General features: G+C 71.1%; 8 protein-coding genes. All 8 read left to right on the top strand.

Annotated features, from left to right (window positions below):
* Nucleotides 1–35 precede the first annotated feature (35 nt).
* Nucleotides 36–3,134, top strand: a complete 3,099-nt coding sequence (locus HR086_RS13175) for a carboxypeptidase-like regulatory domain-containing protein (RefSeq protein ID WP_174465793.1) — start codon at nt 36–38, stop codon at nt 3,132–3,134.
* Nucleotides 3,135–3,347: 213 nt separating this feature from the next.
* Nucleotides 3,348–4,904 carry a cyclic nucleotide-binding domain-containing protein gene (locus tag HR086_RS13170; protein ID WP_174460266.1) on the top strand — a complete coding sequence of 519 codons (1,557 nt, stop codon included), beginning with the start codon at nt 3,348–3,350 and terminating at the stop codon, nt 4,902–4,904.
* A gap of 111 nt (nt 4,905–5,015) precedes the next feature.
* Nucleotides 5,016–5,702, top strand: a complete 687-nt coding sequence (locus tag HR086_RS13165) for a 1-acyl-sn-glycerol-3-phosphate acyltransferase (protein WP_141644511.1) — start codon at nt 5,016–5,018, stop codon at nt 5,700–5,702.
* A 59-nt stretch (nt 5,703–5,761) separates the two neighbouring features.
* Nucleotides 5,762–9,106, top strand: coding sequence for a carboxypeptidase-like regulatory domain-containing protein (locus HR086_RS13160; RefSeq protein WP_174465792.1), 3,345 nt, complete (start codon nt 5,762–5,764; stop codon nt 9,104–9,106).
* Nucleotides 9,107–9,160: 54 nt separating this feature from the next.
* A complete protein-coding gene (locus tag HR086_RS13155; protein ID WP_174465791.1) occupies nt 9,161–9,979 on the top strand; it encodes a phospholipid scramblase-related protein in 819 nt (272 codons plus the stop codon).
* A 110-nt stretch (nt 9,980–10,089) separates the two neighbouring features.
* Nucleotides 10,090–12,819, top strand: coding sequence for a hypothetical protein (locus HR086_RS13150; RefSeq protein ID WP_174465790.1), 2,730 nt, complete (start codon nt 10,090–10,092; stop codon nt 12,817–12,819).
* A gap of 41 nt (nt 12,820–12,860) precedes the next feature.
* Nucleotides 12,861–19,391, top strand: a complete 6,531-nt coding sequence (locus tag HR086_RS13145) for a HEAT repeat domain-containing protein (RefSeq protein WP_174465789.1) — start codon at nt 12,861–12,863, stop codon at nt 19,389–19,391.
* Nucleotides 19,388–21,232 carry an SWIM zinc finger family protein gene (locus tag HR086_RS13140; protein ID WP_174455981.1) on the top strand — a complete coding sequence of 615 codons (1,845 nt, stop codon included), beginning with the start codon at nt 19,388–19,390 and terminating at the stop codon, nt 21,230–21,232. The genes HR086_RS13145 and HR086_RS13140 overlap by 4 nt, the downstream gene beginning before the upstream one ends.
* The last annotated feature ends 353 nt before the right edge of the window (nt 21,233–21,585 follow it).

The following is a 21,585-nucleotide window of genomic DNA, read 5'->3' as shown; positions in this document are numbered from 1 at the left end:
AGCGAGCACTCGCGCCTCGAACGGGAACGGGCTTCGTGCTCCCGCCCCCCGCGCCACGTCCCAAAGGCACGCTGAGCATCCAGGGCGTCGTGCTCGGAGATGAAGGCCCGCTCGCCGGAGTCCGCGTCACGGCCACGCATCCCGAGGCAGGTCAAACACTCTCCGAGCTGACCTGTGAGCAGGTGCTGCCTCACCGTCGCGGAGACCGTGACCGATTTCCGCTGTGTTTCCTCACGGACCCGGGCCCCACCCTGGAGCTGCTCCTCTCGCGCCAGGGAGAAGCTCCCATGTACGCGGAGACCTTTACCGCGGAGGACGGTCGCTTCATCCTCGACAACCTCCCCGAGGGAGATTTCACACTCTGGGCCATCGGCTCGCGAGAAGCGCGTCTGCAACCGGATGTCCCAGCGGGAACACAGGGGCTCCGGCTCCGGCTCGAGGAAGGCGTGTTCCTGGAGGGACAGGTCATCGACGAGGACCTCGCGCCCCTGGCCCAGGTCCAGGTGACCGTCGTGCATCAGGGTTCCACGCGTTTCTTCGACGGGGAAACGGACACGGGCGGGCGCTATCGCATCGGGCCCCTCCCCATCGGAGACGATTATGTCCTCGCCTTCGCCAAGGACGGCTGGCTTCCCTCCCTTGAAAGCCCGCGGATGGAGATGCGCGTTAAACTCCTGCGGCCCAGACGCGTCGTCGGCCGCGTGATGCTCCAGGGAGCCCCTGTCCCCAACGCGACAGTCCTTCTGCGGGACCTCACCAGCACGGGGCATGGTCCCGGGACCGAAGACACCACGGACGCCCAGGGACGCTTCGCCTTCGAGGCACTCCCCTCGCATCTGTTCCAGCTCGATGCCAGCCGGGACGAGTTCCACGCCAGGACCCAGGTCGACGTGATGACCCACGCCCCCGCGTCCGAGGTCATCCTGGAGTTGAATCGCGCGACCCTCCTGGAGGGGACCGTGTGCGACGAGTCTGGAGCCTTCATCGAGGGCGCCACCATCACCCTCCTGGAGCGTGCCAGGCTCCAGTGGCGCACGGAGGTCACCACGGATGCCACGGGCCACTACCGGCTCGGCCCGCTGCCCCCCATCCCCCACGACCTCGACGTCACCGCTCCTCGCCATTTTCGAGCCAGGGCATCCCTCCAGAAGCTGGCCCCCGGCACGCAGCGGCTCGACTTCACCCTGCGCACTCCACTCTGGGTCGACGGGGTCATCGTCGATGAAGCAGGTCGGCCCGTGCCAGGCGCGCTCATCACGGTCGACAACCCTCGTTTCTCCAAGACCGACGACGCACGACGCCTCGCGCCCTACGAGGCCTTGTCGGATGAGCAGGGCCGTTTCCACCTGAACTTCCCCGAGTCAGGAACCTTCCTCCTGAAGCTCACGAAGGACCCTCTCTTCCGGCAGGAAGAACTCCAGGTCCGGGCCCCGGATGCGGAGGTCCACTGGGTCTTGAAACGGGGAGCCACGGTCTCCGGCACGGTCTTCGATGAGCTGGACACGCCCATGCCCGGGCTCCCCGTGCGCTTGTTGGCCGTGCCTCCCAAGGAAGACCTGGCGAGCAATCCATGGATGGACAACGCGGTGAGCAAGACCTGGACGGACTCGCAAGGCCGCTATGCGTTCGGGGGATTGAAGCGGGGTCGGTTCATGCTCGAAGCCGCCCACGAATCCGGAGCCGTGGAGCGCTTCGCCACCCAGCCCCTGGAACTGCGCGACCAACAAGAGGCCCACGTGGATTTGCGCCTCGCGGCCGGCTGGACGTTGTCCGGCCGAGTCGAGGACCTCGGGGGACAACCCCTCTCTGGTGCCGGGGTCTTCATCCATGAACCTCCTGATGCCACCCCCACGTGGCGAGCGGGCCATTACCGCTCGTCCAGGGACCCCTTCACTCGCACCCAGTCAGATGGTCGCTTCACGCTACGGAATCTGCCGAACCGGGAGGTGGAGCTGAGCGTGACGAAGGAGGCCTTTCACCTCGTGCCCGCCCTTTCCACGGGAGGCCAGCCCGGCCTGGATTCACTTCATGCCCAAGAGGGAGGACCGCCTGTCCGCCTGGTCATGTCGCGACAGGGACGCATCCAGGGCCGCGTGGTGGGTCCCAACGGCAAGCCCCTCACCCGCTTCCAACTCGGGGGGCGCACCGTGGAGCATCCCCGCGGCGAGTTCTCCCTGAACGTGGAGCACGCGGGTTCGTGGACTGTCGTGCTCCAGGCGAAAAACCTGGCGCCCGTGGTCCGACAGGTCGAGGTGCATCACGACGCGGAGGTGGTGGACCTGGGCGAAGTCCGGCTGACTCCAGGACGCAGGGTTGCCGGACACGTGCTGGACGCGGAGTCCTCCGCTCCGGTGGCGCGCGCCATGCTCTTCATCAACCCGGAGGCATTGCACGGAGATCCACTGGAGCCTCACTGGACCCAGGAGCTCACGCCGCCGGATGGTTCCTTCTCCATCCCTCACGTGGACGAGCGTTCCACCACGCTGGATGTCATGGCTGAAGGGTACCCCACGAAGCGGCTGACGCTCGCCCCGGGCCCCCAGGAAGGCCTCACGGTGCTCCTCGATAAAGGCGCCCGGGTGGAGGTCTCCGTCCTGGACGCACAGGGCCAGCCCGCGCGGGCTTCCGTCTTCCTGGACCGCGAAGACAGGGGCCTGTCCCGTACGAGGGTCGAAGTCTCACCAGACAGTCCGCGCGTCGTCGTGCGAGGCCTCCCGCCAGGCGACTACCAGGCGCGAGCCAGCCCCCCTGAAGGGAGTTTCGAGACCTACGCGCCCCAACACGTCCAGATTCCCTCGAGCGGTGACGTTTCCGTCACCTTGAAGGCCCGCTCCGCGGGCGCCACCCTGGAGCTGCGCGTGAACGGCCCTGCTCGCCGCGTGACGGCCCTGCTCGCGGGCGAGGTCCCTCACTCGGTCTTGAACCACCAGGACGCCGAACTGCCTGAACGCTCGCTACCTCACGAAGGCAGCGAGAATGGAACAATGACCTTCCGGAGCCTTCCGCCGGGCAAGGCGACGCTCTTCCTCGTGACGAACGACCGGAGGGGCATCTATCGCGAGGTCATCGACATTCCCGAGGCGGGCACGGTGGTGCGCGACGTGACGCCCATCTGGCAGGCCCGCAGGCCGTAAGGCCCTGCCCGCGCTCACCCGCGCGCGGACGCGAGCAAGACCTTCGTACAAGGGCTCGCATCATCTTCGAACGCGCGCGCGTGCCCTGAAACGCGGTCGACGTTGAGGACTCGGCATCCACCCCTGGTGGGCATCCTCGCTCGTCATGTCCGGACTTACTTGGCAACGGCGCCGCGCAGGCCCGCTGCCAGAAGAACGGAGAACCGCTCCACCATGTCCCGCATTGCGAGCACCGAGGTCGTCATCCCCCAGTCCCTGTCCGCCGAGCAGCGACGACACCTGACGGACGCGCTCTACGCCGTGCATCAAGAAATCTTCGAGGGCGTCACGAAAGAGGGCTTCGCCAGGTACGTGGTGGAATCCACCGCCGAGCACACCTGGATTCAGCTCCACCGCAACGAGGAGGGCGCGCTCGTCGGCTACTTCGCGTTGCACGTCTTCGAAAAGCAGCTGGGCGGCGTGACGACGGCGGTGTTCCGCGCGGAAGCCGGCTCGCTGCGCGCGTACCGGGGCGGCAACACCAACACGCGCTTCGGGCTGTTCCACATGCTGAAGTATCTGCTGCGTCACCCGGGCCGCCCCGCGTACTACCTGGGCGCGCTGGTCCACCCCTCCAGCTACGCCCTGTTCGCCAAGTACTGCACCGAGCTGTGGCCTCGCCGCGAGCAGCCCATTCCCTCCCCACTGCGCGCCTTCCTCGACGAGCTCGGCTCGGAGTTCGGGCTCGCCCGCGTGGACCCGACGAACCCGCTCTTGCGACAGGTGGGCTGGTGCACCCGCGACTCCGAGGTGGAGCGCGACTACTGGCGACAGTGCGACAAGCTCTCCGCGCGCTACTTCATCGAAGCCAACCCCGGCTACGCGCAGGGGCACGGGCTGCTGACGCTCGCTCCGGTGACTCGGGCCAACATCGTCGGTGTGCTGCGCGTCATGTGCGGGCGCGGCCTGCGCAAGCCCATGGAAACGGCGATGAAGTGGGCGTACCGGCTGCCAGGAGGCTCCCGCCTGCTGCGCGGGAAGGTGGCGCGGCAGCTCAAGTCGTCGCCGCTGTTCGCCCACTTCGACACGCGCGCACTGAAGGCGCTCGCCGCTCGGGCCCAGATACAGGAGCTGCCCGCGGGCCACGATGTCTTCCGCCAGGGAGAAGTGAGCGACGAGCTGTACCTGCTCGCACGGGGCGCGGCGTACGTGCTCGCCCGGAACGGCACCGATGAAGACCTGGTGAATCAGCTCGGCAGCGGCACGGTGTTCGGGGAGCTCTCCACGCTCGTGGGAGGTCGGCGCTCGGCGACGGTGCGCACGGCGGCGACCTCCACCGTGGTGCGGATTCCGGGCGCCGCGCTGCGTCTGCTGTTGGAGCAGGACGCGGGCCTGAGCAGGAAGGTCTGGGGCACCCTGGCGGAGCGCCTCTTCGACGACATGCTGCGGGGGCAGCGCCGCTATGCGCACCTGGCCCGGAAGGAGCGACGCGCGTGGCTGCTGCGCGGAGAGGAGCATGTCCTCGCGCCAGGACAGGAGCTGCTGATGGCGCCGGGCTCCCATCTGTTCATGGTGGCGGGCGCGGTGGAGTTGACCCACGCGCCACCCCGGCTGACGGCGCGAGGCGTCCTGTTCCTGGAAGTGGAGCGGCCGCTGCCCCTGGTGGCGCTCGAAGCCACGCGGCTCGTCGTGCTGCCACGACTGGCGTCATCGGAGTATCAGCTCGCTTCTGATTTTCCGACGCACCTGCCGCTCCCCGCCGCGCCAGTGGCCATCCACGTGCGGGCGTGACACCTCGCCCAACTCCCTTGCCCTCCGCTCGCGGGCCTGTGGCACACTGCGGGCGCCATTCGACTCCTGTTCTCCATCCTCTTCTGGACGTTCCTCGCGCTCTCCAGCCTGGTGCTCTTCCTGGGTGCCATCGTGGTGTGGGCTGTCACCACGCCGTTCGACCGCAACGGCCGGGTGCTGCACCTGTACTCGTGCTTCTGGGCGCAGCTGTATTTCTACGTCAACCCGCTGTGGCACCTGCGGGTGGACGGCCGCGAGCACCTGCCGTGGCACGGGCCCGCCGTGCTCGTGTCCAACCACGAGTCGCTCGGCGACATCCTCGTCCTCTTCGGCCTGTACCGCCCCTTCAAGTGGGTCTCCAAGCAGGCCAACTTCCGGCTGCCGCTCATCGGCTGGAACATGAGCCTCAACCGCTACGTGCCCCTCGTGCGCGGCGACAAGCCGAGCATCATCAAGATGATGCGGCTGAGTGAGCGCTGGCTGGAGCGCGGCGTCCCCATCCTCATGTTTCCGGAGGGCACGCGCTCCGCGGACGGCCAGCTCAAGCCCTTCAAGGATGGCGCCTTCGCGCTCGCCCTGAAGATGCGCTGCCCCATCATCCCCATCGTCCTCACCGGCACGGCGCGCGTGCTGCCCAAGCATGGACTGGTGATGCAGACCTCCGCCCACTGCCACGTCCAGGTCATGCCCCCGGTGGACGTCAGTGGCTTCGACGACGTCGCCGTCCTGCGCGACCACGTCCGGGACCTCATCGTCGCGGAGAAGGCCCGCCTGGAGTCGCTCCCCGCCCGCGCCTGAGCCCCCGGCGACTTCGCCCCGAACGCCCTGCTAGCGTGGGCCCCCGACGGGAGGGGACCATGCGAAGGCCAGCCGTGGTGGCGCTCATGCTCGGGGTGATTGGCCTGAGTTCGGTCATCGCCGTCGTCACCTTCCGCGCCCCCGACGACGGCGACGCCACGCCCACCGTCTCCAAGCCCTCCTCCCGGGAGCTGCCCGGCCCCAGCGAACCCACGCCTCCGCCGCGCGGCTCGCTGTCCCTCCGAGGCCGCGTGCTCACCGAGGACGGAGCGCCCGCCCAGGGGGTGGAGGTCTCCGCGTCGCGGGCCCTGCCCGGCGAGTCCCTGTCCGGCCTCCCCTGCGGCAAGGATGTCGAGACGCCCCTGTCCTCCTCCGCCTGCGATGACCCGAGGGCCCTGCATGACTTGCGAGGACTCATCGACGAAGGCCGGGGCACGGCCCCCCTGCTGACGCGCGCCACCACGGCCCAGGACGGCACCTTCGTGCTGGAGGGACTGCCCGAGGGCAGCGTCGCGCTGTGGGCCGTGGGGCCCCAGGGCTCCGCGCTGGAGCTGGACGTGGAGACCCACGCGCAGGACGTGGAGTTGGTCCTCCAGCCGAGCGCCGTGTTCTCCAGCCGCGTCGTGGACGAGGCCGTGAGGCCCGTGGTGGATGCCAGCGTGACGCTGTTCCACGCCGAGCACTCGCGTTACTTCGAGACCCGCACCGACTCGGAGGGCCGCTTCCGCATCGGACCGCTGCCCGAGGGCGACTACGCGCTGGTCGTCTCCAGTCCGGGGTTCTTGACCGCGCACCAGACGAACCTCGTTCCGGAGGAGCTTTCGGCCGAGGACCTGGTGCTGCACCGGCCCCGGCGCATCCTGGGTCAGGTGCTCCTGGACGAACGTCCCGTCCCGGGGGTCCAGGTCCGCGCCCACGATTCCGACTACGAGCCCGAGAGCGACGCCGAGGACCCCCTCACCTCCATCACGGACGCGGACGGGCGCTTCATCCTGGAGGACATGGCGCCGGGCAGCTACGTGCTGCGGGCTCGGCGGGGCGACCAGCAGGGAGAGACGGAGACCACGCTCGCGGAGGAGCAGGCCGACGTGGAGGTGACGCTGCATCTGGGCACCGTCGTCAAGGTGGTGGGCCAGGTGCGCGACGAGGCGGGACAGCCCATCCCGGACGCGCTGGTGACGCTGAACACCCACGGCGACGTGTCCACGAGCACCGATGTCACGACGGAGGCGGATGGGCGCTTCGTGTTCAACTCGGCGACGCTGGGCCACAACGACTTCACGGTGTCCGCCGTGGGCCACCAGTTCCTCTCGGTGAGCGACGTGGTGGTGACGGCGACGCCGGCGCCCCTGGACTTCACCCTGAAGCGCGCGTTCGTCATGGAGGGGCTCGTCACCGACACGGAGGGCAACCCGCTGACGGAGGCGGAGGTCATCGCCATGCCGTCGCGCCACGACTCGAAGCTCCGGCGCGACGGCACGCCCGCCTCCTTCGAGGCAGGGGACGTGGACGACCCCTTCAACAACGCGGAGAGCGTCTACACGTCGACTGACGAGAATGGGCGCTTCGTGCACAACCTGGCCGAGCCGGGACTCCACCGCCTCAAGGCGCAGGCCCTGGGCTTCCTGGACACGGAGTGGCAGCAGGCCCAGGTGCCCTCCCAGGACGTGCGCCTGGTCATGAAACGCGGCGCGAGCGTGGAGGGCACCGTGGAGACCACCGACGGCGCTCCGCTGCCCGCCATCCAGGTCTCCCTGGTGGAAGACGGCAAGGACTCCGCCGGCACCACCGAGGCCGTGACCGACGCGCGCGGCGCCTTCAGCCTGCGGGGAATCGCTCCGGGCCGGTACTCCCTCCGCGCCATCCGCAACCGGGGCGGCCCGCCCCGCGCCTCGCTCTCCGTCGTGCTCGTGGGCGCGGAGACGAAGACGGTGACGCTGCGCCTGGAGCCGGGGCTGTCGCTGTCAGGGCTCGTCGTGGACGAAGCCGGCAAGCCGATGCCCGGCGCGGAGATTCACGCCTACGTCCCCAGCGAGGATGGCGCTCGCCCGCGATTCTTCCACCACGGCCGCTCTCCCTTCCATGACGCCTCCAGCGCCATCACGGATGTGCAGGGCCGCTTCACGCTCGAATACCTGTCGCCGACCCCGTGCAGGCTCAGCGTCAGGAAGGAGGGCTATCAGCTGATAGCGGAGCCGCTCCAGGGAGACGAGTCGGCCCGCTCGCGAACTCCCCAGGTCATCGCGGCGGCCGGGTCGACGAACGTGAAGCTGGTGCTGCGCTATCAGGGGGGCATCCGGGGCCGGCTGGTGCGCGAGGACCGCACGCCCATCACCCGCTTCGAGGTCAACGAGGAGTTCTTTCGCGAGCCGGACGGCACCTTCCACATCCACGTGGAGGAGCCGGGCCGCACGTGGTTGACGCTGGAGGCGCCGGGCCTCGCGCGCGTGCTGCGGGAGGTCCACGTGGAGCCGGGCCAGGACACGGACCTGGGTGACGTGGTCCTCAAGGCGGGGCGTCGGCTGCGCGGCCGGGTGCTGGACGCGGCGACGTCCGCGCCGGTGGTCGGCGTGGAAGTGCAGGCGTACCTCCCCCTCACCCCGTCCGCGGGGGAGGAGGCCCCAGAGGAGCAATCCCTGGCGCACGCGCGCACCGCCGCCGATGGCGCCTTCGAGCTGCCTCCCATGGAGTCGGGCGCATCCTTCCGCCTGGAGGCCTCCCATCCGGACTACCTGCCACTGAGCCGGCAGGTGGGCCCGGGAGAGACGACGCTGGAGCTGCGCGTGTCCACGGGCGCCCGGCTGGATGGCACGGTGAAGGACCGCGAGGGCCGACCCGTGAGCACCTTCCTCTACCTGCATCCCCTGTCTCCGGCTGGCGCGGAGGCCGTCATGTTGGAGGAGGACAGCGGCGACTTCCACGCAACGGGACTGGCGCCCGGGGAATACACCCTCATCGCCCGGGAGACGACGACGCAGCAGGGAGACACCGTCCGCTTCATGCCCCTGCGCGTGAAGCTGGGGCCAGGCGAGCGCAAGGTGCTCCACCTCCAGGAGCTGGACGGCGGCGCCACGCTGAAGCTGCGACCTTCGCCCCTCGCCACGAACCCGACGCATGCCGTGACGGTCATCCGCTACCACCTGTTCGCCGGCACCGTGCTGGCCCCAAGCACGTGGGAAGAGCTGGAGCACCTCGCGGAGACGCTGGGGATTCCCACCGCGTCGGACACCACCTCCACGTTCGAGCACCTGCCCGCGGGCCGCTACACCTACGTCCTGATGGGCAGGAACCACGTGACGCCGCACTGGGTGATACACCGCGCGGAGGTGGACCTCCCCGCGCAGGGGGTCATCACGCCGGACATCCAGCCCACCTGGCTTCCCCTGTCGAGCAGCGACCCCTGAGGTCCGAAGCGCCCCGTTTGCATCCCGCGAGGGCGCCACTTAAGGCTCCGCGACATGGGCAACAAGCCTTGGGCGGGAAACGACGCGGAGCTGGAGCTGGACTGGGGCGCGCGCGCGCCGCGTCCCAAGGCCGACGAGCAGGGTGTTCCCCAGGAAGACCCGCCCCAGGAGATGCTCGCCGGAAAGGGCCCTCCGGGAGACCCGCGCTACATGAGCGTGGAGCTGCGCCTGTCGTTGGAGGCCGTGCTGACGGCGGCCCAGGTGCGCATGCGCCAGTTCCGGGAGGCGCTCGAAATCCTCATCGGCTGGGAGGGGAAGAACCGCTACGAGGTCTGCGACGCGGAGGGCCGCAACACCGTGTACGTGGGCGAGACGGGCGATGGCTGGGCGTCACAGCTCCTGCGCAACTTCTGGCCCTTCTACCGCGCGCGGCTGGAGTGCATGACGGTGGGCGGCACGCTGGCCCTGGCGGTGGAGCTGCCCTGGCACATCTTCTTCGCGCGAGCGGAGGTGATGGCGTGGGACGACCGGCCCATGGGCACCATCGTCCAGCGCTTCCGCTTCTTCAGCCGCCGGTTCGACATCCTCTCGCCCGCGGGCGTGGTGATGGCCACCGTGGAGGGGCCCTTCTTCAAACCCTGGACGTTCCGCATCCTCCAGCGGGGTGAAGAGGTCGCCGTCATCCGCAAGAGGTGGAGCGGACTTTTGCAGGAGACCTTCAGCGACGCGGACAACTTCAGCCTGGACTTCCAGCCCGCGTGCAACGACGGCAGGCTGCGTCAAATGGTGCTGGCCGCCGCGCTGCTCGTGGACCTGACGTACTTCGACAACCGGAAGAACAGCTCCGGCGGGGGCGTGGACCTGGGCTCGTAGCCGGGCGCCAGGCTCGGGGTGGCCTCGCGGAACAGCCGAAACCGAGAACTCCCGGACCCCATCGCTCCCCCGCTGTCCAGGCAGTCGGCTTGTGGTAAGTCCCCAGGCCCATGTCGACGAGCGATGCGCTGAACGCAGCAGACCTCGAGCGGTTGGCCCAGGCGGAGTCGCCGGACCTGGCCGATGCCGTGCTCGCCCTCCTCGAGCAGTCGGAGCCGGAGCCCGAGGAAGGCAAGGCCCCGCCCAAGGACGCCTTCACCTTCGAGAAGCTGCTGCGCTCGCTCTCCCAGGCACAGGCCCGGTACAGCTCCGAGAGCCGCCGCGAGGCCTCCTCCGAGGCGTGGCAGCGCTTCAAGGCGCAGAAGGACGTGCCCCAGCCCGCGCGGCTCGCGCTGGCGGATCTGCTCGTCTCGCTCTACGCGAAGAACACCGACGCCTCGCGCGCCATCATCCTGGAGCTGGCGCGCAAGGCAGACTTGAAATTCGGCCTGTGGGGCGGCCTCAAGCGCATCTACAAGCTGGCCGAGGCCAACCACGACGCGGAGCTGTTCGGCGTGCTCGCCTGGCGCTTCGACGTGGAGCGCCGCCAGTCGTACCGGCACGAGGTCTCCGGCGGCACGCTCCAGTACCTGCGCCGCCGCGCGTGGCGCTACCTGCGCCACCTGGGCGCCGCCGTCCCGGAGCTGTACCCGCAGTTCGCCGTGGAGGTGCTGCGTCACTACGACGAGGACACGTCCTGGCACTCCGTCTGGGTGGCCCACCACATCTGGGCCACTGAAAGCGGCAACTACACCGCCAGCGCCTTCCCCATCCAGCCGCCGAACGACACGCTGAAGAACCGCGCGTTCCCCGACGCGTGGAAGCGCTCGCCGGACGCGCTGATGCGGCTGTTGGACACGTGTCTGTCGGACCCGGCCGCCCGCTTCGCCATCCAGGGCCTGCGCAAGGACTTCCCGGAGGCGCTGCGCAAGGTGACGCCCGCCTGGTTGGACAGGCTCGCTCGCCGGCCGCTGGGCAGCGCGCACGACTTCCTCGTGGAGACGCTGCAGGGCTCGCCGGAGTTCCACCAGGGCAAGCTGCGCGCGCTGGGCCTGCACGAAGCGGTGCTCGCGTTGCTCTTGTCTCCCAGTGGCAAGGCGCGCACGTACGCGATTGAGTACGCGCGGGCGCACGCGCAGGACCTGGCGGCGGACCGGCTGGCGGAGCTGGTGGCCCAGGGCGAAAGCGACGTGAAGTCGTTCGCCGCGGCGGTGCTGGAGAAGCGCAACCCGCGCGAGCTGGGGCTGGAGCTGCTGGGGCGGCTGTTGTCGTACAAGTCCACGGCGGCCTTCGCGGCCAAGTCCCTGGAGCAGTCGTTCGACCGGGCGGAGCTGACGTCGGGCTTCCTGCGGGACATGTACCTGGGCACCTCCGAGCAGCTCAACTGGGCCAAGGGCTTCGTCTCCTCCAAGTACGCCGCTGGCGAGATGCCGGTGGCCTTCTGGAAGGAGCTGCTCGAGGACCCGCGCCTGAAGAAGAAGCGCTACCCGGTGGAGGGGTTGGTGGTGAAGGCGCTGTCGGCCTACACGCCCGCGGTCATCGGTCCGGAGTGGATGCTGGACAAGGCGGCGAACCCGAACTTCGGCGACCAGATGGCGACGTGGCTGAAGCGCGCGGACAGCCTGCCCGGGCTGGACGTGGAGAAGGTGAAGGGGCTGGTCTTCAGCGCGAAGCACCGGGAAGTGGCGCTGGCCATCCTGGGCAACCGCAAGCTGTTCACCGCGCGGCAGCTCACGGTGCCCTGGCTGCTGGCGCTGGCGCGCCGGGCGGACCCGACGCTGCACGACTTCGCCCACCGCTACCTGCTGGAGTACGTGGTGCCGGCGGACTTCAGCGACACGGGTGACGCGGCGGCGGGCCTGGAGCGCCTGTTCGAGCTGGCGCTGGGGGCCAGGCAGCCGGTGCCCGTGCGCACGTTCGCCCAGACGTACCTGCGCTGCCACCACCCCGTCATCGGCCCGGAGCAGCCGGAGTCGAAGTCGTACGAGCTCAAGCCGAAGGCGCCTCGCAAGGCGTACACGCCTGAGAAGCTGTGGCCCGCGCTGTTCGACGCGCGCGACGACGTGCGCCGCTTCGCCCTGGCCATCACCCGCGCGGAGCTGCGCGCCTGGGGCTGGCACACGCGCGTGTACGAGCTGGCCGAGGCCGAGGCGAAGGAGATTCGCAACCTGGCCTATGACGCGCTGTTGCGCGCGGGCGAGGACGGCGCGGACGCTCGCTACGTGCTGCACCCGGAGGAGCTGGACGCCGTGAAGGTCTTCTCCCTCACGGAGAGCACCAAGCGCAGCACGCGCGAGGTCGCCGTGGAGCTCATCCGCCGGCACTACGCGCGGCTGGGCGGCGCGGAGCGGCTCGCGTGGCTGATGCAGAGCGCGGACCGTGAAGTGGGCCTGTTCGCGGTGCGTCTGCTCTGGGAGAAGCACCGTCCCACGCATCTGCCGGAGGGCTGGAAGCCGGCGGGCGCGAAGGAGGCTCCGTCGGCGGGTGGCGGCGAGAGGTTCGCGGACGTCGCGGCGCTGCGGGACTTCCTGCGCAAGATGCTCTTCGGTCTGCCTCCGGGCCGGGCGAAGGAAGCGCGCGAGGGCGAAGTGCAGAAGCGCCTGTCGGCCAGCGTCGCCAAGCGCCGCGTGATTGAGCTGGTGAGGGACCTGGGCCTGGATGACGAGAACTTCGCCCGCGTCGTGTCGCCCGTGCTGGGGGAGTTCACCGGCTCGATGGCGAAGGGTGAATGGCAGAGCTGTCTCGCATCCCTGGTCCAGCTGCGCACGGCGCATCCGAGCGCGCAGCTCGGGGGCCTCTGAGCCTCGCGTCACTCGCCTCCAACGAGTTTCGAAAGAACACCATGTCCGTCCTTTCCATCGGCAACATCGAGAAGCTCCGGGCCCTCGCGGCCAGCCCCCGGGTGCTGCTGCTCGGCGGCGCTCGCGCTTCCGTCTCCAGCCGCGTCACCGCGTACGAGCCGGGCACCAACAAGGTGCTGTGGAGCACCGAGCTCCCCTCCGCGGTGAATGCCCTGGCCCTGTCGGGCGAGCGCTTCGCCGCCGCCTGCGCGGACGGCACGCTGCGCTTCGGCACCCACGCCGACGGCAACGTGCAGTGGCAGCTCGAGGGCGCGCACCCCGGCGGTGTCACCGCGCTCGCCTCCAGCCCGGACGGCAAGGTCCTCTTCAGCGCGGGCGCGGACGGCATCGTGCGCGGCTGGGAGTGGGACTCCACGCGCAAGCTGCACGAGTGGAAGGCGTCGCCCCAGTCGCTGCGCGCCGTGGCGGTGGACCCGTCCGGGACGTATGTCGCGACCGCGGGTGACGACGGCGTGGTGCGCTCCTTCACGCGCGCCTCCGGTGAGCGCCGGGACATGGTGGGCCATGAGGGCGCGGTGCGCGCGCTGGCCTTCACGCCTCGCGACGGTCGGCTCGTGTCCGGCGGCGACGACGGCAAGCTGCGCCTCTGGTACCTGGTGGGCGCGGTGGAGTTCGAGGTGCGCGGCGACAAGGACTCCGGCCATGCCGGCTCCGTGCTCGCCCTGCTCTTCCCGCCCACGCCCGCCGCGAAGGATGACGAGGAGCCGTCGGACCGCGTCTGGTCCGCGGGCAGCGATGGCAAGGTGAAGGCGTGGCGGCTGGACGAGCGCCGCAAGCCGCGCACGTTCGACTGCGGCAGCAAGCCCACGAACGCGCTGGTCTTCCTGCCGCCCGCGAACCCGCGCGCGGCGCGCACGGCGCTCGGCTCCGTCTTCACCGCGAGCGACGACCGGCGCGTGCTGCGCTTCGGCATCGAACTGGACGGCAAGCCGGGCAATGACCAGGACATCTCGCAGCACGGCCTGGACCTCCTCACGGAGTCGGTGAAGGCGGGCCGTCCCAAGCGCGAGGCCGCCGTGCGCGAGGCCGCCGCGCTGGAAGAGCCGGAGGCCTTGGAGTTCGTGCTCCAGGTGCTCGGCTCGGACAAGGAGGCGGAGGTGCGTCGCCTCGCCGCCCGCGAGCTGGCCGCCAGAGGCCGCACCGCCGCGCGCCCCAAGCTGCGCGAGCGGCTCAACGACGACCATCCCCAGGTGCGTGAAGAGGCCCTCAAGGCGCTCGACGTGCTGGAGACGGAGTCGCCCCTGGCCGCGCCCCGCGCCGCGCTGGATTCGCGCTTCGTGGACATGCGCGTGGCGGGTCTGCGCCGGCTCGCGAAGCTGGGGGGCACGTCCCCGCTGGTGCCCGGCCTCATCGCCGGCAAGCTGAGCGAGACCGAGGCCGCGGTGGGTCTGGCCGCGCTGGACGCGCTCTGCGAGGTGACGCCGGGCGGTGACACCGAGCCCCTGCGCACCGCCTTCGAGCGCGGCCCCGCGCGCCTCCGCGTGGAGGTGCTCATCCGCGCCGCCGGAGCGGGTCTGTTGGGTCATGCGCAGCTCCAGCCGCTGGTGGCTCGGGCGCTGGACGACGCGGACGCTGACGTGCGCCGCGTGGCCTTCACCATCCGCGTGATGGAGCGCCGGGCCCTGGCCCACGCCCTGGAAGCCCGCGACGAGGACTTCGCCCGCTCCGTCAAGGACGTGGCCCGACGACTGGTCGCGCGCACGCGCGGCCCGAGCGGCGCCGCCCTGGCCATCACTGACGCGGACCTCCAGGCCGCTCGCGACACCATGCCCGCGCAGGGCGCCGTCAGTGGCGCGCTGGCGGAGAGTGACTTGGAGCCGCTGCTGGCCGCCATGGCCTGCCGCACGCCGGACACCGCCGTGCGCGGTGCTCGCGGCCTCGCGCAACTGGGTGACGCGCGGGCGCTGGGCGCGCTGCTCCAGCTCTCCCGCGAGCCGGAAGCCCCCATCCGCCGTCAGGCCGCCGCCGCCCTCCAGGCGCTCCAGGATGCCCGCGCCCGCGAGCGACTGGTGTGGATGCTGGACGACGAGGACGCGGACGTGCGCGCCGCCGCGCTGGACGCGGTGGTGACGCTGGACGTGGAGGCGCCCCTGTCCTCCGCCGAGGCGGCGCTGCGCTCCGGCCACGAGGACGTGCGCGTGCGCGGCCTGGACCGGCTGGTGAAGCTGGGCGCGGCGACGCAGGGCGCGGAGCCGCTGCTCGGCGACGCGCTGGAGGACGAGTCCGCCAAGGTGCGCGGCGAGGCGTTCCGCACGCTGTGGGCGTGGAACGAGAAGGTGCCGGAGAAGGCGTTGGACCGCGCGCTCGCCGGCCGCTTCCCGGACCTGCGTAACCGCGCGGTGGAGGTCCTCTCGCAGCGCGGCACCGAGGGCTGGGCGCAGGAGCGCCTGAAGAAGTCCGTGGAGGACCGCGACGCGGGCGTGGCCACCGCCGCGTACGAGGCGTGGGTGAAGCTGGTCGGCAAGGAGAAGCCGGAGCCGCACCTGGCGGCCCTCGCGTCCACGCATCCGTCGGTGCGCGTGCTGGGCGCCAAGGGCTCCGTGCATGCCCCGGTGGAGACGCTGCGCTCGCCGCTGCTCAAGCGCGTGCAGGACGAGGAAGTCGTCGTGGCCGTCGCCGCGCTGGAGGCGCTGGACAAGCTGGTGCCCGGGGAGAACGGGCCGCTGCTCGCGGGCATCGCCGCCGGAGAGCTGCAGGTGCGCGTGAGGGCCGCGGAGCTGCTCGCCCCGCGCGGCGCCGAGGACATCATCGAGCCGATGCGCGGGCTCATCACCGACAAGGACCTGGAGCGGCTCTACACTCCGGCGTACCTCATCCCGCTGCGCATCCGCGCCGCTCGCGCGCTGGCGTCGCTGGGCTCGCGGCGGCTGCTGTCGTTCTTCGCCACCGTGCTGGTGCCCAGCGAGCTGGGCGACCTCCAGGAGCAGGGCGCGCGCGGCCTCGCCACCGCGGGCCGTCGGGGCGACGAGGGCTACCTGCTGGACACGCTGGGCCACGCCAACGTGGCGGTGCGCTCGTGGGGCGCGGACGGCCTGTCGCGCCTGGGTGACGTGCGCGCGCTGCCCGTGCTCACCGGCAACCTGCGCAATGACCACCTGCCCATCCGCCTGGGCGCCATCCTCTCCTTCGCGGCCCTGGGCCCCGAGGGCGACGGTGGCCTCTTGCACGGCCTGGAAGACCGCGCCCGCGAGGTGCAGGAGATGGTGTTCGCCATCGTCCTCGCCCGTGACTTGCGCGCCAGCCGTCGGGGCGAGCCGCCCGACCTGCTCGCCAGCGCCCTGTCCAGCGGCAGGCCGGAGGTGCGCTACGCGGCGGCCCGCGCGCTGGAGCTGCGCACGGAGACGGACGCCTACCGCACAAACCTCGTCGAGGGCCTGTTGCCGCCGCGCCCGGAGAAGGTCGGCGACATGAAGGAGTGGCCCGCCGAGGACGAGCGTGCCCGGCGCATGGTGGGACTCGCCGAGGCCCTCTCCAGCGAGCAGCCCGAGCAGCGCTACGCGGCGGCCCAGGTGCTGCTGCTGCGCAACAAGCCGCTCGACTACTTCCGCGAGGCCCAGAAGGTCGCCCGCCCGCGCACGCTGGAGGCCCCATGGAAGCCGGAGACGGCCCCTGGCACCTCGCCCGTGCAGGCCACGCCCGCCAAGAGCTGGCTGCGGCGGCTCTTCTCGGCGGTGAAGCCGGGGACGCCGGGCACTTCGCCCGAGGCCAGCGCCAGCGCGGAGCGACAGCACCTGCGCCGGCTCGCCTTCGGCGCGTACGTGGGCCTGCTGCGACAGGTGTCCGCGGGTGACGATGAGAGCCACCGCGTCCGCCGCGATGCCGTGGACCGCGTGGTGAAGCTCACGCTGGAGGGCTTCGCCGGGACTCCCGCCGCCGTCGCCGCGCTGCTGCGCGCGCTGGAAGATCCGCACCAACTGGTGCGCAAGGCGGCCCTCACCGGCCTCAAGGAGCTGTTCCCCGCGGGCAGCGATGAGCCGTTGTCGTTGGCCCTCGCGTCGCTGGCGCCGGACGTGGCTCGCGCCGCGCTGGACGAACTGGCGGAGCGCGGTGACGCCGCGAAGCCGCGCATCACCGCCGCGCTCAACTCGCCGCTGGCGGACGTGCGTCGCTACGCCTTCGAGCTGCTGGAGAAGCTCAGCCCGGCCGGAAGCCTGGAGCCGCTGCTGGCCGCGCTCGGCAGCGAGCACGCGGACCTGCGCGTGGGAGTGATTGAGCGGCTGGCCGGTGCCAACGACTCGCGCGTCACCGAGGCGCTCGGTCGGGCCATGGCCAGCGAGCACGAGGACCTGCGCCTGCGCGCCTCGGAGCTCCTGGCGTGGCGCGGAGATGACCGGGCGGTGGAGGTGCTGGCCTCCTTCCTGCGCTCGGAGACGTCCGCCGTGGCGAAGCGCGCCTCGGAGGCGCTGGCCCGGCTGGCCACGCCCTCCGCGGTGAGTGCCCTGGCCGCGCGCGTGGCCGTCGCCACGGAGGCGAACGAGCGGCTGCGACTGGTGGCCGCGCTCGGACAGACGAAGCGCGCGGAGGCGCTGGACGTGCTCGCGCGACGAAGCACGGAGGACGACACGAGCGCGGTGCGCGTCGCGTGTGTCGCCGCCGCGATGAACATCGCGGGCACGGACGTGAAGAAGCGGGACGCGGCGCTCGCGGTGCGCTTCCTCCGCTCGCCGGTGAAGTCCAACGACGTGGCGGTGCGACTGGCGGCCCTGAAGGAGCTGGAGCACGGCGCGGAGGCCGGTCAGTCCGAGCTGCTGGTGGGCCTGTTCTCGGACCGGGACCTGGCGGTGCGCGCGGAGGCGGTGGCGCTGTACTCCAAGCGCGTCATCGAGCACGGCGTCCCCGTGGGTCCGCTGGAGGACGTGCTGCGCGGTGGGGCGCGTGAGCTGATGCTCCCTGCCGCCGAGGGTGTGGCGCACCTGCGCGGCATCAGCGCGCTGCGGCCCCTCTTGCTGTACTCCCGCGCGGGTGAGGATGGACAGCGCGAGCGCGCCCTGCTCGCCCTGGGCACGCTGGGCGACCCGCGCGCCTTGAGCGAGCTGGAGACGGTGGCCGCGGGTGGCACGCCCGAGGCTCCCACGGAGCCGTCCATGGTGTGGGCTGCGCTGGAGGGCCTGGGCCGCCTCGCCGGTCGCCTGCCCGAGGGCGAGGAGCGCCGTCGCGTCGAGGAGAAGGTGGAGGCCGCCGCGGTGGAGGGCTCCACCACGGAGCTGCAGCAGGCGGGCGTGAAGGGCCTGCGCGCCATCGGCGGCGAGCGCGCCCGCGTGAAGCTGGAGGCGCTGCTGCTCGACACGGGCACCCGCGACGAGGTGCGCATCACCACGGCGCAGGAGCTGGGCAAGCTCAAGGACGTGGAGGCGGAGGCCACGCTGGCCACCATCCTCGACGACGGCGACGACGACCTGCGCCAGGAAGCGCGCAAGGCGCTGGACGCGCTCTTCCCGAAGGAGCGCACCCGCGTCGAGTTCCTCGCCGTGGCCAGCATCAACGAGGACATCTCCGAGCCCGCCGCGGCGTACCTGTCGCGCGAGGGTGACCCGGTGCTGCTCGTGCCCCGCCTGGCCACGCTGACCAACGAGGAGCTGCGGCTGCGACTGCGCCGGGGACTCGCCCGTCGTGGCGCGCTGCCCGTGACGGAGACGGTGGCCCTGCTGGCCCACGACAAGCCGGAGGCGCGTCAGGAAGCCGCGCTGCTGGTGGGCACGTGGACCGGTGAGGCGCGGCAGGCCGGTCAGGTGGATGTCGCGGCGCTGGCTCGCGCGCTGGTGTCGGCCGAGCGGAAGACGGCGGCCGACTGGACGGCCTCGCCCCCGGGCAAGAAGCGCGAGGCACTGGCCACCGCGTGGGAGCGGCTCTTGTGGGCGGGCTCTCGACTGGGCGCGGCCAGCCTCGCGGACTCCGCGCGCGCCATCCTCCAGGGTGGCGAGTTGGCGTCTCCCGCCACCGTGCGACAGGAAGCGGCGCGCGTGTTGTCGCGACTGGGCACGGCGGGTGCGACGCTCAAGCTCGTGGGCCAGGACACCGGTCCCGTGCTGACCAACGCCAAGGAACTCGCGGCGTCGGCGGAGGCGCTGAAGGGCGCGCTGGTGGACCCGGACGCGCAGGTGCGCTCGGCGGCGGCGGACGCGCTGGCGCGATTGGCGCCCGAGAAGGCCTCGGCGTGGGCGCTGGAGGTGAAGCCCTTCGACCCGGTGGCCCTGGGCCCCACGGGCGCGAAGGTGCCGGCGGAGGCATTCACGACGTCCGAGGGCCGTCGCCTCGCCGAGCCCGCGCTGCTGGCCCACGGGAACATCGCTCCGCTGAAGGCCCTGGCGGAGAATGCGAAGCCGGAATTGAAGCAGGAAGCGTGGGCCGGTCTGGGTAGGCTCGGCGGTGAAGAGGCGGCGAAGCTGCTGCACGAGGCCGCCTTCGACAAGTCTCAGTCCGTGGAGCTGCGCAAGGCCGCGTGGCGCGCCCACAAACGTGCACGTCGCGCCGTGGAGCGCGCGCGCAACCGGAAGGAAGGAACCCCGTCGTGACGACCGCCACCCGACACCCCGTCGAGCTTCGCTACGCCACCGCGAGCGACGTGGAGTCCACGTCGGACGCCTCCCGCGTGCTGCTGGCCCTGGAGGGCTCACGCGGCACCGTGGGCGTGCGTGGACGGCTGAAGGACCCCGCCCTCTTCCGCGACGCGCTCACCGCCGCCTTCGGCATCCTCTCCAGCGACTTGCGCTACCGGGGCAAGGACCGCACCGCGTACCTCGCCTACCTCATGTCGAAGGGGAAGCGGGCGAGCGCGCAAATCTGGGAGGCGCAGAAGGCGTTCCTCGACAACGCGCTCGACGGTGAGGAGAAGCAGGACGAGGTGCTCGACCCCGTCCTCACCGTGGACCCGGACAGCGTGTCCCTGGAGGTCTTCTCCCGCGACGAGAGCGCCTACGCGCGCCTGTCCTTCGACAACAGCCTCTTCGAGGGCCGCGAGGCCGCGCACGGCTCCACCTTCCTGGACGTCCCCGCGAACCTCTCCTCGCGGATGGACCGGCTGCGCACCTACCTTCCCGTGTCGCTGGAGGCCCACGTCGCCCTGCCCGCGAAGGCAACCCGCGAGCCTCGCAACGTGGAGGTGCCTCACGCCTGGCTGCGCGGCTTCCTCCAGGTGCAGTCCGCCGCCACGCTACCGGCGAACTCCTGCGTGCTGGCGCCCATCGACCTCTACAACCTCCTCTTCGCGCTGCGCACCCGCAAGGCGAAGAAGGCTCCGCGCGCGCTGCGCTTCGAACTGGTCCCCGGCGCCCCGCCGCGTCTGGTGCTGGAGCCGTGGGAGCTGGTGCTGGAGTGCCATGGCGGCACGTACACGGGCACCGCGCCCGCCGTGGTGCGGACGTTCGGCCGTCAGCGTCTGGTGGCGCTCGCCCGACTGTTGCCCCACGCGAAGTCGGTGCGCCTGCAGCTCATGGGCCCCGGGCTGCCGGTGTTCTGGGTCATCGACATGGGCGCGGCCACCCTGACGTTGGGCCTCACGGGCTGGACGGAGAGCGGCTGGTCCTCCGCGGCGGCCTTCGATGTCCTCATGCCCCGCGCGGTGCCGGACGGGCTCGCGGAGAAGCTGCGCGGCAAGCTGCGCGCGGACGGGCCCCTGCCCTTCGACACGCTCGTCGCCGCGGCGGGTGGCGCGTCGAAGGAGCACGTGCGCGCCGCGCTCCAACTGGAGTGCCTGCGCGGCAGAATCCTCTTCGACGTCGCGAAGGGCCAGTACCGTCCCCGCGAGCTGATGGCCACGCCGGTGGACGAGTCCGTCATCCGCTTCGGCAGCGAGCGCGAGGCGCGGGCCCACCGCCTGCTGGGTGATGGCGGCCCGGGCGCGGGCGAGGTGAAGCTGACGAAGGTTCACGACATCGTCGGAGAGGGCACCCGCATCCACGGCGAGGTCGTGGACCGCGAGGCGGTGCGCAGCTTCTTCCCGAGCTTCACGTTGGATTTGGAAGGCCGCGTGAAGGACGCGTCCTGCGGGTGTCCGCACTTCCGCCGCTCCGGCATGCGCGAAGGCCCCTGCGAGCACCAGCTCGCGCTGCGCCTGGCCTACGCGCGCCGCCGCACCGAGGAAGAGGCCCTGCGCAAGACGCCCGAGGGGCGAAAGCTCATCCGCGCGGAGACGCGCTCGTACGTGCGGCGCGACGCGGAGAGCGGACAGGAGATGGTGTATCGCGTGTCACTGGACGGCCAGGTCGTCGCCGTGGAATGGGGCCCTCGCACTGGCGAGGCGCGTCATCAGCGGCTCTGGTTCGACACGGACACGGAGGCGCGGACCGCGTATTTCACGCGCCTGGAGAAGCTTTCGGCTGAAGGCTACATCGACGCGGCGTCAGCCTTGGTGTAAACCCCCATTCACGGCTCGGCCGCTCACGCAGCGGCCAAAAGGGCAGGTGCGACGGAAGACACGATGAGACGCGCTTCACGCGCGAGCAGCCGAGAGAGGTCTGGAGTGCATCAGCCTGAGCGCCTCGAGCGCGGGAGCGGCGTTGCGCCGCTCCGGTTGGAATGCAGGACACTCTCCGCAAGGTAGCCTGTTCTTGGCTCTCTCCCTCCTAGGCACTACGGCCTGCGGGGGCAGCTGAGCCAACGACGCGATCGCCGTTTGCCCCCGCAGGCCGTAGTGCCTAGGAGGGGAGAGCCGGTGAGGCTACCGTGCACCAGGTAAGATGGTGGTGCTTTCCTGGCCTCCCTCGACTG

The sequence above is a fragment of the Myxococcus sp. CA039A genome (assembly GCF_013336645.1).
Taxonomy (GTDB): domain Bacteria; phylum Myxococcota; class Myxococcia; order Myxococcales; family Myxococcaceae; genus Myxococcus; species Myxococcus llanfairpwllgwyngyllgogerychwyrndrobwllllantysiliogogogochensis.
This window is presented reverse-complemented; position numbering and strand designations above follow the sequence as displayed.